Here is a 12,412-nt window from a genome sequence, read left to right as displayed (position 1 = left end):
AGTCTCGCACGGACGGAAGACTGCTCAGGCACGTCGACGCGCTGCGCCCAGCGTGCCTGCTCCCGTCCTCCTCCGCTAGCCGGGTGCCTGCGCATACGCTGGCCCCATGACGACTCCGGCCCCCCGCCCGTATCCGGTGCACTGGGAAGCGGACGTCGTCCTGCGCGACGGCGGCATCGCCCACATCCGGCCCATCGGCCCGTGGGACGCCCAGCGGCTGGTGGACTTCTACGAGCAGGTCTCCGACGAGTCGAAGTACTACCGCTTCTTCGCCCCGTACCCCCGGCTCTCGGACCGCGATGTGCACCGCTTCACCCATCACGACTACGACGACCGGGTGGGCCTGGCCGCCACCATCGGCGACGAGTTCATCGCCACCGTCCGCTACGACCGGATCGACGCGGACGGCCGGCCGGCCAGCGGCGACGCGTACCGGGCCGAAGTGGCCTTCCTCGTCCAGGACGCCCACCAGGGCCGCGGGGTGGCCTCCGCCCTGCTGGAACACATCGGGGCCGTCGCCCGCGAGCGCGGCATCCTGCGCTTCATCGCCGAAGTGCTGCCCGCCAACCGCAAGATGGTCAAGGTCTTCACCGACGCGGGCTACACCCAGCAGCGCAGTTTCACCGACGGCGTCGTCCATCTCGAACTCGACCTGGAGCCCACCGAGGCGTCCGTCCAGGTCATGCGCGCCCGCGAGCACCGCGCCGAGGCCCGCTCGGTGCAGCGGCTGCTCACCCCCCGGTCGGTGGCCGTGATCGGCGCGAGCCGCCGGCCCGGCGGCGTCGGACGCACGCTGCTGCGCAATCTGGTCGAGGGCGGCTTCACCGGCCGCGTCCACGCGGTCAACCGGTCGTTCCCCGAAGGGGAGACCACCCTCGACGGTGTCCGCGCGCACCGCACCGTCGCCGGGATCCCCGAGCCGGTCGACCTGGCGATCATCGCCGTGCCCGCCGACAGCGTCCCCGCCGCCGTCGCGGCCTGCGGAGAGCACGGCGTCCAGGGGCTCGTCGTGGTCACCGCGGGCTACGCCGAATCCGGTCCCGAGGGCAGGGCGCTCCAGCGCGAACTGGTGCGCCAGGCCCGCTCGTACGGGATGCGGGTCATCGGCCCCAACGCCTTCGGCATCATCAACACCGCGGCGGGCGTACGCCTCAACGCCTCGCTCTCGCCCGAAGTGCCGGCCACCGGGCGGCTCGGCCTCTTCACCCAGTCCGGAGCGATCGGCATCGCGCTGTTGTCCGGACTGCACCGGCGCGGCGCCGGGCTCTCCTCGTTCGTCTCGGCGGGCAACCGGGCCGATGTCTCCGGCAACGATCTGCTGCAGTACTGGCACAACGACCCGGACACCGACGCCGTCCTGATGTACCTCGAATCCTTCGGCAACCCCCGGAAGTTCACCCGGCTCGCGAAGCGGACGGCCGCCGCCAAGCCGGTCGTGGTCGTCAAGGGGGCGCTGCACTCCGGCACCACCCCCGCCGGCCACGCCGTGTCCTCGACCCGGATCCCGGACAGCACCGTGTCCGCGCTCTTCCGGCAGGCCGGAGTGATCCGTGTCGACACGGTCACCGAACTCCTTGACGTGGGCCTGCTGCTCTCCTTCCAGCCGATTCCCGGCGGCGGGCGGGTCGCGATCCTCGGCAACTCCGACTCCCTCGGCCTGCTCACCTACGACGCGGCGCTCACCGCGGAGCTCCAGCCCGCCGCGCCGCTCGACCTCACCACGGCGGCCACCCCGGACGACTTCCGTACGGCGCTCACCTCGGCCCTCGCCGACGACGCGGTCGACGCCGTCGTCGTCACCGCCATCCCCCGGGTCGGCTGCGAGGACGCCCCCGACCCCGAGTCCGGCGACGACCCGGCCCTCTCCCGCGCGCTGCGCGCGGCGGCGGCCGGCGCCCGCAAGCCCGTCGTCGTCGCCCATCTCGCCCTGGAGACCATGGCCGACCGGCTGGGCGTCCCGGTTCCGGGACCGGACGACGTACCGGAATCCGCACTGAGCCAAGCGCGGATTCCCGCGTATCCCGCCGCCGACCGCGCCGTGCGGGCGCTGGCCGAGGCGGTGGCGTACGCGCGGTGGCGGCGGGAGGCCGAGGCGCCCGGCCGGGTGCCGCAGTTCGCGGACATCGAGGAGAGCGCGGCGGCGGCCGACGTGGCACGGCTGCTGGACGCGGGGGAGGTCGCGGGGGAGAGCGGGGGCGAATCGGGCGTCCTGCTCGACGACGCGGCCGCCGCCGCCCTGCTCGGGCGGTACGGGATCGCCGTGCGGTCCGCGCTGCCCGCGCCGGGGATCGCCGCCGCACTCGACGCGGCCCGGCGGCTCGGCTACCCCGTGGCGCTCAAGACGACGGCGCCGCACCTGCGGCACCGGGCCGACCTCGGCGGCGTACGGCTCGACCTCGCCGACGAGGGCGACCTGCGGCGGGCGTACGAGGAGCTGACCGCGCGGCTCGGCAAGGCGGAGGAGCTGCTGCTGGTGGTGCAGGCGATGGCGCCGCGCGGCGTGGACACCGTCGTACGCGCCACCGTCGACCCGGCCGTCGGCGCCGTGCTGTCGTTCGGCCTTGCCGGAGCCCCGTCCGAGCTGTTGGGGGACACCGCGCACCGGCTGGTGCCGGCCACCGACCGGGACGCCGCCGAGCTGGTGCGCTCCATCAAGGCCGCCCCGATCCTCTTCGGCTGGCGCGGCAGCGAACCGGTGGACACCGGTGCCCTGGAGGAGTTGTTGCTGCGGGTCTCCCTGCTCGTCGACGACCTGCCGGAAGCGGTCGCCGTCGACCTGGAGCCGGTGGTCGTCGCCGCGCACGGGCTCACCGTGCTGGGAGCGTCCGTCCGCCTCGACCGGCCGCCCGCCCGAACGGATCTCGGACCTCGCGCACTGTCGTCCTTCTGAGCGGTACCCGCCCTTAAGATGGACCTTATGGCGAAGACCGGTATGACGACCCAGGGCCTGCGCACGGCCATCGAGCGCAGCGGCTACTACCCGGCCCTGGTGGCCGAGGCCGTCGAGGCCGCGGTGGGCGGCGAGCCGGTGGCGTCGTACCTGGTCCACCAGGAGACGACGTTCGACGCGAACGAGGTGCGCCGGCATGTCACGGTCCTGGTCATCACCGACCACCGCTTCATCGTCAGCCACACCGACGAGCAGGCCGCGGACGACACGTCCCCGACGCCGTACGCGACCACCTCCACCGAATCCGTGAAGATCGGCCGGATCTCGTCCGTGGTGGTCAGCCGGGTGGTGGCCAACCCCGAGTCGTACACCCCCGGCACGCTGCCCCGCGAGGTCGTGCTGACCATCGGCTGGGGCGCCGTCAGCCGGCTGGATCTGGAGCCCGCCGCCTGCGGCGACCCCAACTGCGACGCCGACCACGGCTACACCGGCTCCTCCACCGCCGACGACCTGTCGCTGCGGGTCAGCGAGGCGGGCGACGGGCCCGACGCGGTGCGCCAGGCCCTGGCCTTCGCGCAGGCCCTGTCCGAGGCCACGGCGGCCGACCACTGATGGTGCACGCCGTACCCGCCTACCCCGTGCCCCTGGACCCGCGTACCGCACCGGCCCCGCTCTACGGCACCGGTGCGCTCTGCGACCTCTTCCCCGCGGCCGCCGCCGGACTCGCCGTTCCCGGCATGCCCGCCACCGGCCTCGAACTGGCCCCCGCCGACCGTGTCTGCGTCTTCCTGGTCGACGGCATGGGCTGGGAGCTGCTGCGCGCGCACCCGGAGGAGGCGCCCTTTCTGGCCTCCCTGATGCACACCTCGCTCAGCGGCACCGGGCAGCCGATCACCGCGGGCTTCCCGTCCACCACCGCGACCTCGCTCGCCTCGGTCGGCACCGGTCTGCCGCCGGGTCGCCACGGGCTGGCCGGCTACACCGTCGTGGACCCGGCCTCCGGCCGGCTGATGAACCAGCTGCGCTGGCAGCCGTGGACCGATCCGCACATCTGGCAGCCGTATCCCACCGTCTTCCAGCTGGCCGACGCCGCCGGGATCGCGACCTGCCAGGTGTCCTCGCCGACCTTCCAGCACACCCCGCTGACGAAGATCGCGCTCAGCGGCGGCGCCTTCCACGGCCGGCTCACCGGCGACGAGCGGATGGATCTGGCGGCCGACCGGCTTGCCGCCGCCGACCGCACGCTCGTCTATACGTACTACAGCGAGCTGGACTCGATGGGCCACCGGCACGGTGTCGACTCCGACGCCTGGCGCGGCCAGTTGATGATGGTCGACCGGCTCGCGCAGCGGCTGGCCGAGCAGCTCCCGCCGCGCTCCGCGCTCTACATCACCGCCGACCACGGCATGATCGACATCCCCTTCGATCCCGACTCCCGGATCGACTTCGACGAGGACTGGGAGCTCAGCGCCGGCGTCGCCGTCCTCGGCGGCGAGGCCCGCGCCCGCCATGTCTACGCCGTGCCGGGGGCCGCCACCGACGTGTACACGGTGTGGAGCGAGGTGCTCGGGGAGCAGATGTGGGTCGCCACCCGGGACGAGGCCATCGCGGCCGGCTGGTTCGGCCGCCCCGGGGACGCCGTCGACGAGCGGGTGCTCGGCAGGATCGGCGATGTGATCGCCGTGGCCCGCGACGACATCGCGGTCATCGCCAGCCGCACCGAGCCGGGAGAGTCGTCCATGGTCGGTCTGCACGGCTCCATGACCCCGGGCGAGCAGCTCGTACCGCTGCTCGAAGTCCGCTCCTGACCCGCTGACCCGCTCACCCCGTACCCCGCACTCCGTCCTGAAAGGCCGTCGCCCTCCTCATGCCTGAGCTCGTGTTCTTCTCCGGAACGATGGACTGCGGGAAGAGTACTTTGGCGCTCCAGATCGGGCACAACCGGTCAGCGAGGGGCCTGCAAGGCGTGATCTTCACCCGCGACGACCGCGCGGGGGAGGGGAAGCTTTCGTCGCGCCTCGGCCTGGTGACGGAGGCGGTCGAGGCAACCCCGCGCATGGATCTGTACGGCTACCTGGTGGACCAGATGTCGAAGGGCGGCAAGGTCGACTACGTCATCGTGGACGAGGCGCAGTTCCTTGCGCCCGAGCAGATCGACCAGCTGGCTCGTGTCGTGGACGACCTGGATCTGGACGTCTTCGCCTTCGGCATCACCACGGACTTCCGTACCAAGCTCTTCCCGGGCTCGCAGCGGCTCGTCGAGATGGCCGACCGTATCGAGGTCCTCCAAGTGGAGGCGCTGTGCTGGTGCGGAGCCCGCGCCACCCACAACGCCCGCACCATAGACGGGCAGATGGTGGTCGAGGGAGCGCAGGTCGTCGTCGGTGACGTCAACCGCCCGGCCAGCGAGGTGGGTTACGAGGTGCTGTGCCGCCGTCACCACACCCGGCGGATGACGGCGGCGACGGCTCAGGCCGCGGCGCTGTCCCCGGACGTGCTGCCCGTGGACCAGGCCGTCGACCGGGGCGCGGACCGGAACCGCGGCGCGGACCGGAACCGCGGCGCGGAACGGAACGGTGGCGCGGAACGGGCGGGGCTCAGCGGGCCGCGTCGATGACGGTGAAGACGGCGCCCTCGGGGTCGGCCACCGTCGCAAGCCGGCCGTAGCCCGAATCGCGGGCCGGCTGCAGCACCCGGCCGCCCAGCTCGACGATGCGGCGGGCCGCCGCGTCGGTGTCCGCCACCGCGAAGTACGTCATCCAGTGCGCGCCCCGGTCGCGGGGCAGCGACTGGCCGACCCCGTGGATCCCGGCCACCGCACGGCCCTTCAGCCGCAGGGTGAGGTAGTCGAAGTTCGCCGACACCTCGGCCTCCGTCTCATAGCCGAAGACCGCCGTGTAGAACTTGCCGACCACCGTCGAATCCCGTGTCAGCAGTTCGTTCCAGGCCAGCGTGCCCGGCTCGCCCATCACATCGACGCCGGGGTGGCGTTGCGCCTGCCAGATCCCGAAGACCGCGCCCGACGGGTCGACGGCCACCGCCATCCGCCCCTCGTTGTCCGCGTCGAGAGGGCCGACGCCCACCGTGCCGCCGCACTCGCGGATCAGCTCGGCGGTGGCGTCCGCGTCGTCGCAGGCCAGCAGCGTGGTCCAGGAGACCGGCAGATGCCGGTCCTTGGGGCCGTCGCCGATGCCGGCGATCTGCTGTCCGCCCAGCTCGGCCCGGACATAGGGGCCGAGGTGCTGCGGTCCCTGATGGAACTCCCACCCGAACAGGGCGCCGTAGAACTCCTGCGCCGCGTCCAGATTGTGTGCCATCAAGCTGACCCAGCAGGGCGTGCCGGGGGGACGCCGGCTCGGTACCTCGGTCATTGAATTCTCTCCTCGGGGCCGGCGCGCGTGGCATACGGGGGAGTGCCGAAGTCGATGGTTCCACCACCGGGCTCGCCGCGCGCCCCGGCCGCGCCGCATCCCACCCCTAAGTGCTGAAGAATGCCCGGTTTGGTGCTTGGCTTCCGTTTCGCGACTGTGACCACGCGGTGACGATCAGTCGAACGTCCAACGCGTGAGGCCCACAATGGACGTATGGAATCCATCATCGCTGCAGCCGAACTCGCGAGCGAACTGAGCCGGACCACTGTCCTCGACGTCCGATGGCAGCTCGGCGGGCCGCCCGGCCGCCCGGCGTACGAGGCGGGTCATATCCCCGGTGCGGTGTACATCGACCTCGACACCGAGCTGGCCGGCACCCCCGGCCAGAGCGGGCGCCACCCGCTGCCCGACCCTGAGGTCTTCGGCGCGGCGATGCGCGCCGCGGGGGTCGGCATGGACCGTGACGTGGTCGTGTACGACGACTGGCAGGGCTGGGGCGCGGCACGCGCCTGGTGGATGCTGCGCTGGACCGGCCACCCCCGGGTCCGGGTCCTCGACGGCGGCCTGGCCGCCTGGACCGCCGCCGGGCAGCCGCTGGAGACCGGAACGGCCGATCCTGTCCAGGGGAACTTCACCCCCGCCGTCGGGTCGATGGCGCTGCTGACCGCGGACGACGCGGCGCTGCTCGCCAGGACCGGCGTGCTGTTCGATGCCCGGGCGGCGGAGCGCTACCGGGGCGATGTGGAGCCGATCGACCGCGTGGGAGGCCACATTCCCGGCGCGGTGAGCGCTCCGACCATGGAGAACGTTATGGCGGACGGCCGCTTCCTGCCGCCCGCGGAACTGCTGGCCCGCTTCGTGGACCTCGGTGTCAAGGAGTCCGCCGAGGTCGGTGCCTACTGCGGTTCCGGCGTCTCGGGGGCTCACGAAGTGCTCGCCCTGGCGGTCGCGGGCATCCCCGCCGCGCTGTACGTGGGCTCGTGGAGCGAATGGTCGGCGGACCCTGACCGGCCGGTCGCCACCGGCGACCAGCCGGGCTGAGCCACGACCGCTCCCATGCCCGACGAGTAAGCGGCGGTGCACCAAAGTGCACCGCCCCTTACCGTTCCGCACCGACGTCCGTCACTCCTGCTTTTTGCGGCGGCTGCCGAAGACGATCTCGTCCCAGCTCGGCACTGTCGCCCGGCGCCCCGGCCGGACGCCGTCCGCCTCGGCCTGCCGGTCCGTGGTGCCGACGAGCCGGTCGCGGTGTCCGGCGACGGCTCGCGGCATCAGGACATCCGCGTACGCGGAACCCGCGCCCGTGCTCGCCGCGGCGGGCGGCGCGGCCTCCTCGGCCGCCGGCTCCTCCGTCTGCTCCGGCGGAGCGGTCTCCGGCGGCGCGGGTGGTGACGGTACGACCATGTCGCCGCGGAAGCTCGGCACCGCCTCCAGCAGGCTGGTCAGCGAGTCCCGTTCCTCCTCGGCACGCTCGGCGCTGCGCTCCTGGGGCCGCTCGGGGCGTTCCAGCTGCCGGTCGAGCGCCCGGTCCAGCGGGCGGTCCCTGGGCAGCCGGGCGATCCGCGGCACGAAGGGGAAGCTCGGCTCCTTGGTGTCGCGCGCGCTCTGGGTGTCCGGGGCGTCCTGGGCGGTCTCGCCGATCAGGGCCCGTGCCTCGTCGTCCACGGCCTGTACGAGCCGCCGGGGCGGGTCGTAGGTCCAGCTCGCGGAGTGCGGCTCACCGACCACCCGGTAGACCAGCAGGACTTCCCAGGTGCCGTCGTCGCGCCGCCAGGAGTCCCAGAGGACGGTCTCCTTCTCGGCGCCGCGCAGCAGCAGCCGCTCCGCGACCGCCTCACCGAGCTGCGGCCCGGCGCTCTCGCCATGGCGCCGCACCGGGGTCTTCCTGGCCCGCTCGGCCATGAAGGCGCGCTCGGCGAGCACCGGTCCCTCGAAACGGCGGACCCGCTCGACCGCGATCCCGGCGGTCTGGGCCACCTCTTCCGCGGACGCTCCGGCTCGTATCCGGGCCTGGATGTCCCGCGGCCGCAGGTGGCTCTCGACTTCGATCTGCCCGAGGCGGGCACGGTCATTGCGTACCGCTGCCCGGAGTCGCTCGTCGATGGGGAGCGAATATTCCGTGCTGTCTGCAGCCTTGAGCACCAGTCGTGTGCCGTCGTTGCTGACGGCCACGACACGCAGTTCGGGCATGGGAACCTCCCGGGTGGTGCCTGCCGACGTCACGTGCGTCGCTGCTCCCGTTGGACGAGTGTGGCCTGCCGACGTGCGGCGTGCCACAACCTTGCAGGGTTACCCGGCGTGTCGGGCAGGTGCCGTGACTCGCCGTTATGGGACGGTGGCCAATTGGCCACTTAGAGTGACCAAACGCGGCACCCCGGGATGAGCACCGCCTTCGGGCTCCCCTCCCGTTGGTCCGGGCAACCGGACGGGAAGCCGGAGCCAGGATTCGCCACAGTACTCCATTCGGGCCACTGGGGTGGGTTGCCGCGCAGCCGAAGTTCTCTCGCGGCAAGGGAGTTGAGTGGCGAGGCTCACAGAATGTCCGCAAGTGGAACTACTGGCTTCGCCCATATGTCTCTTCTCTGTGCAAGGAGGATGGGAGCGGCTACCCAGGTATGGATATGGACGAAAAGGACGAGCAAGAGGAAACGTCGCGGCGGGGTCGGCTGGAGCTGAGCGTCCCCCAAGTGGCGGGCAGCGCGCTCGCGGCGGTCACCGCGGCGCTGCTGGCGTCCAAGCTGGGCGTGTACGGGACGATCATCGGCGCCGGCGTGGTCAGCATCGTGGCCACCGCGGGCGGCACGGTCTTCCAGCACTTCTTCCGCCGCACCGGCGAGCAGATCCGCACGGTGTCCACCCGGCACCTGCCGGTCTCCGTGCCGGGGACGGATCCGGGCAGGGAAGCGGGGGCGGCCCCGGGGACGGACCCGGAGACGGGGCCCGGCTCCACCCGGCTGCTGAAGGAGCTTCCGCCGCCCGGAGAGGGCGACGGGGAGTACGGCGAGGCGACCGTGCACGGCACGACCAAGCGCGGCTGGCGCAAGTCGGCCATCGGCGCAGTCGTCGTCTTCGTGCTGGCGATGGGCACCGTCACCTCGATCGAGCTGGCCACCGGGTCGGAGCCGTCGGTCAAGGCGGTCTTCGACGGCGGCGGCTCGCACTCCAAGCCGTCCGGCGAGCAGCAGCGGACGCCGGGTGCCGATCCGTCCATTCCGTCCACTCCGTCCGGGCACTCGGGGGACACGCCCGCACCGGGGTCCTCGACGAGCCCGTCGCAGTCCTCCTCCCCGACACCGTCGCCCTCGGGCAGCGGCTCGCCCTCGCCGGACCCGAGCGGCTCCCCGTCGCCGAGCGGCAGCCCGAGCCCCAGCACCTCGCCGACCCCGGATCCCAGCCGGTCTCCGGGCACGGGCGGCTCCGGCGGCACGGCGTCGCCGGGCGCCCAGGGAGCCGCCGCGGGCGCCGGGACCCTGGGCTGAGCGCGCCGGGCCCGTCGTCCGGTCCCGCTCGGTCCTGTTCCTACGCGCCGAGGACCCGCCGCAGATAGTCGTTGGCGAACAGCCGCTCGGGGTCCAGCCGGTCGCGCAGCGCGGTGAACTCTCCGAAGCGCGGATAGACCCCGGCGAAGTACTCCGCGTCGCGGGTGTGGATCTTGCCCCAGTGGGGGCGTCCCGCGTGCGCGGTCATGATCTTCTCGGCCGCGGTGAAGTACTCCTGGTACCGGCTGCCCCGGTACATGTGCACGGCGATGTACGCGCTGTCGCGGCCCGAGGCCGTGGACAGGGTGATGTCGTCGGCGGGCGCGATCCGCACCTCCACCGGGAAGCTGATCCGCAGGCCGGAGGAGTCGACCATCGCCTTGAGCTCGCGGATCGCCCCGACCGCCGCCTCGCGCGGCACGCAGTATTCCATCTCCACGAACCGCACCCGGCGCGGGCTGGTGAAGACCTTGTACGCGATGTCGGTGTAGGTGCGTGCCGACAGCGCGCGGCTGGAGACCTTGGCGATGCCGGGGATGGTCGCGGGGGCGGCCCTGCCGAGCGAGCAGACGGCCTGGAACAGGCCGTTGGACAGCAGCTCGTCGTCGATCCAGCCCTTGACGGCGGGGAGCGGGGCTGCGGGGCCCTGGCTGCGGTTGTTGCGCTTGGTGTTGCAGCTGTCGGTGTGCGGGAACCAGTAGAACTCGAAGTGCTCGTTCTCGGTCGTCAGCTGGTCGAACTCCGCCATGACGCGGTCGAAACCCATCGGCTCCTCGCGTGCGGTGAGCAGGAAGAGCGGCTCGACCGCGAAGGTGATCGCGCTGATCACCCCGAGGGCGCCGAGCCCGAGCCGGGCCGCCGCGAAGACATCGGGATTCTCCCGCGCCGAGCAGGTCAGCACCGAGCCGTCGGCGAGGACCAGTTCCAGGCCCTTGATCTGTGCGGAGATCGATCCCGAATCACGGCCGGTGCCGTGGGTGCCGGTGCTGGTGGCGCCGGCCACCGTCTGCTCCATGATGTCGCCCATGTTGGTCAGCGACAGGCCCGCGGCGGCCAGTGCCGCGTTCAGCTGGTGGAGCGGTACACCCGCCTCCACGGTGATCGTGCCGGCTTCGCGGTCGATCTCCCGGATGGCCGCCAGCCGGTCCGGGCGGATGAGGACCCCGCCGGTGGCGGCCGCGGCGGTGAAGGAGTGGCCGGTGCCGACGGCCTTCGCCGTCAGCCCGTCCTCGGCGGCCTTGCGGAGGACGGCGGCCAGCTCGTCCACCGAGGACGGCGACGCGCTGCGCCGCGGCTGCGCGGAGACATTGCCCGCCCAGTTATGCCACGCCTTCTCGGCTGTGCCGTTCATCGTGCTCGTCGTGCTCATGCCTACGCGGCCCCTCCTGCTCCGGCGCCGGCCGCAGCCGGCGGAACCCCAGGAACGCCACCACCACGGCGAGTGCCCCGGCGGCGGCCGGTACCGCGAACGCCGCCTTCGCCCCCGACGAGTCGATCACCCACCCGGACAGCGAGGCTCCGAGAGCCACACCGACCGTGATGCCTGTGCTCACCCACGTCATGCCCTCGGTCAGCTTCGAACGCGGTACCAGCTGTTCGACGAGAGCCATGGTGGTGACCATCGTCGGTGCGATGGTCAGGCCCGCGAGGAACAGCGCTACGGCCAGGAACCACAAGTTTCCGACCAGTAGGAGCGGGATCATACTCACAGCCATCACACACACGCCCACCAGGAAGCTGCGGGAAGCCGACCCCTTCGGCCGGAACAGTCCGAAGACCAGTCCCGCGAGGCACGATCCGAGCGCGTACACGGCGAGTACGAGGCTCGCCGCGCCCTTGTGGCCCTGCTCGTCGGCGAAGGCCACCGTCGTGACCTCCACCGAGCCGAAGATCGCGCCTGTCGCGAAGAAGGTGATCACCATCACCTGGAGGCCGCGGGAGCGCAGCGCCGAGCCGCCCGTGTGCGAGGAAGTGGGATGCGGGACCGGCTCCGTGGAGCGCTGCGCGGTCAGCAGGAACGTTCCGACCGCGAGGAAGACCGCCGCGAGCAGCGGTCCGGCCTCGGGGAACCAGACCGTGCTCAGCCCGATGGACAGGATCGGGCCGACGATGAAGCAGACCTCGTCGACCACCGACTCGAAGGAGTACGCGGTGTGCATCTCCGGGGTGCCGTGGTGGATCACGGCCCAGCGGGCCCGCACCATCGCGCCGAGGCTCGGGGTGGCGCCCGCCGGCACCGCGAAGACGAACAGCGTCCAGTCCGGCGCGCCCCACACCACGCACAGCAGCAGACCCGTCACCGCCAGCACCGTGATCGCGGCCGCGGGACGCAGCACCCGGCGCTGCCCGAACCGGTCCACCAGCCGGGACACCTGCGGGCCCATCACGGCGCCGGACATCGCGAGCGTCGCGGAGAGCGCGCCCGCCAGGCCGTAGCGGCCGGTGACCTGGGAGATCATCGTGACGATGCCGATGCCCAGCATCGACAGCGGCAGTCGGCCGATGAAGCCCGCGGCCGAGAATCCCTTGGTGCCTGGTGCTGCGAATATCGCGCGATACGGGCTGGACACGGGCACTCCACGGCGACTTCGCCGGCGTCGGTAAGGCTTGTGACTGGTCTCCAGAGGCTACGTGCCGTGGCAATCGCTTTTCCTGGACGCCAGGGAGCAGTG

9 protein-coding genes and 1 pseudogene are annotated in these 12,412 nt (G+C 72.3%); 6 read left to right on the top strand and 4 right to left on the bottom strand.

The window, feature by feature from the left end; genetic code table 11:
• Positions 1 to 106: 106 nt before the first annotated feature.
• From QMK24_RS08460 to QMK24_RS08445, 4 genes and pseudogenes are all read left to right on the top strand, one after another.
• The gene (locus QMK24_RS08460; RefSeq protein ID WP_283464676.1) at positions 107 to 2,890 is read left to right on the top strand and encodes a bifunctional acetate--CoA ligase family protein/GNAT family N-acetyltransferase; all 2,784 of its coding nucleotides are present in this window, start codon (positions 107 to 109) and stop codon (positions 2,888 to 2,890) included.
• Between the two features lie 27 nt (positions 2,891 to 2,917).
• Complete coding sequence (locus QMK24_RS08455) at positions 2,918 to 3,502, top strand: DUF5998 family protein (protein ID WP_283464675.1); 585 nt, start codon at positions 2,918 to 2,920, stop codon at positions 3,500 to 3,502.
• Entirely contained in the window at positions 3,502 to 4,698 is a 1,197-nt protein-coding gene (locus QMK24_RS08450) for an alkaline phosphatase family protein (RefSeq protein WP_283464674.1), read from the top strand. The genes QMK24_RS08455 and QMK24_RS08450 overlap by 1 nt, the downstream gene beginning before the upstream one ends.
• A 59-nt stretch (positions 4,699 to 4,757) precedes the next feature.
• Positions 4,758 to 5,405 (top strand): annotated as a pseudogene (locus QMK24_RS08445) (thymidine kinase); the annotation flags it as partial.
• Positions 5,406 to 5,487: 82 nt separating this feature from the next.
• Here the strand turns inward: QMK24_RS08445 and QMK24_RS08440 are convergent.
• A complete protein-coding gene (locus QMK24_RS08440) occupies positions 5,488 to 6,261 on the bottom strand; it encodes a VOC family protein (protein ID WP_283464673.1) in 774 nt (257 codons plus the stop codon).
• Positions 6,262 to 6,474: 213 nt separating this feature from the next.
• Between QMK24_RS08440 and QMK24_RS08435 the strand changes: the two genes are divergently transcribed.
• Positions 6,475 to 7,302 (top strand): sulfurtransferase, encoded by an 828-nt coding sequence (locus tag QMK24_RS08435; protein ID WP_283464672.1) that lies wholly within the window; start codon positions 6,475 to 6,477, stop codon positions 7,300 to 7,302.
• 81 nt (positions 7,303 to 7,383) lie between these two features.
• Here QMK24_RS08435 and sepH read toward each other — a convergent pair whose 3' ends face one another.
• A complete protein-coding gene (gene sepH, locus QMK24_RS08430; protein ID WP_283464671.1) occupies positions 7,384 to 8,451 on the bottom strand; it encodes a septation protein SepH in 1,068 nt (355 codons plus the stop codon).
• A 425-nt stretch (positions 8,452 to 8,876) separates the two neighbouring features.
• Between sepH and QMK24_RS08425 the strand changes: the two genes are divergently transcribed.
• Positions 8,877 to 9,740 (top strand): hypothetical protein, encoded by an 864-nt coding sequence (locus QMK24_RS08425; RefSeq protein WP_283464670.1) that lies wholly within the window; start codon positions 8,877 to 8,879, stop codon positions 9,738 to 9,740.
• A 40-nt stretch (positions 9,741 to 9,780) separates the two neighbouring features.
• Here QMK24_RS08425 and QMK24_RS08420 read toward each other — a convergent pair whose 3' ends face one another.
• Together QMK24_RS08420 and QMK24_RS08415 are read right to left on the bottom strand one after the other, a co-directional pair.
• Positions 9,781 to 11,109, bottom strand: a complete 1,329-nt coding sequence (locus tag QMK24_RS08420; protein ID WP_283464669.1) for a D-arabinono-1,4-lactone oxidase — start codon at positions 11,107 to 11,109, stop codon at positions 9,781 to 9,783.
• Positions 11,060 to 12,310, bottom strand: a complete 1,251-nt coding sequence (locus QMK24_RS08415; protein WP_283464668.1) for an MFS transporter — start codon at positions 12,308 to 12,310, stop codon at positions 11,060 to 11,062. Before QMK24_RS08415 ends, QMK24_RS08420 begins: the two co-directional genes overlap by 50 nt.
• Between the last annotated feature and the right edge of the window lie 102 nt (positions 12,311 to 12,412).

Origin of the sequence: Streptomyces sp. PH10-H1 (assembly GCF_030063355.1) — a bacterium.
In the GTDB taxonomy this organism is placed as follows: Bacteria; Actinomycetota; Actinomycetes; order Streptomycetales; family Streptomycetaceae; genus Actinacidiphila.
This window is presented reverse-complemented; position numbering and strand designations above follow the sequence as displayed.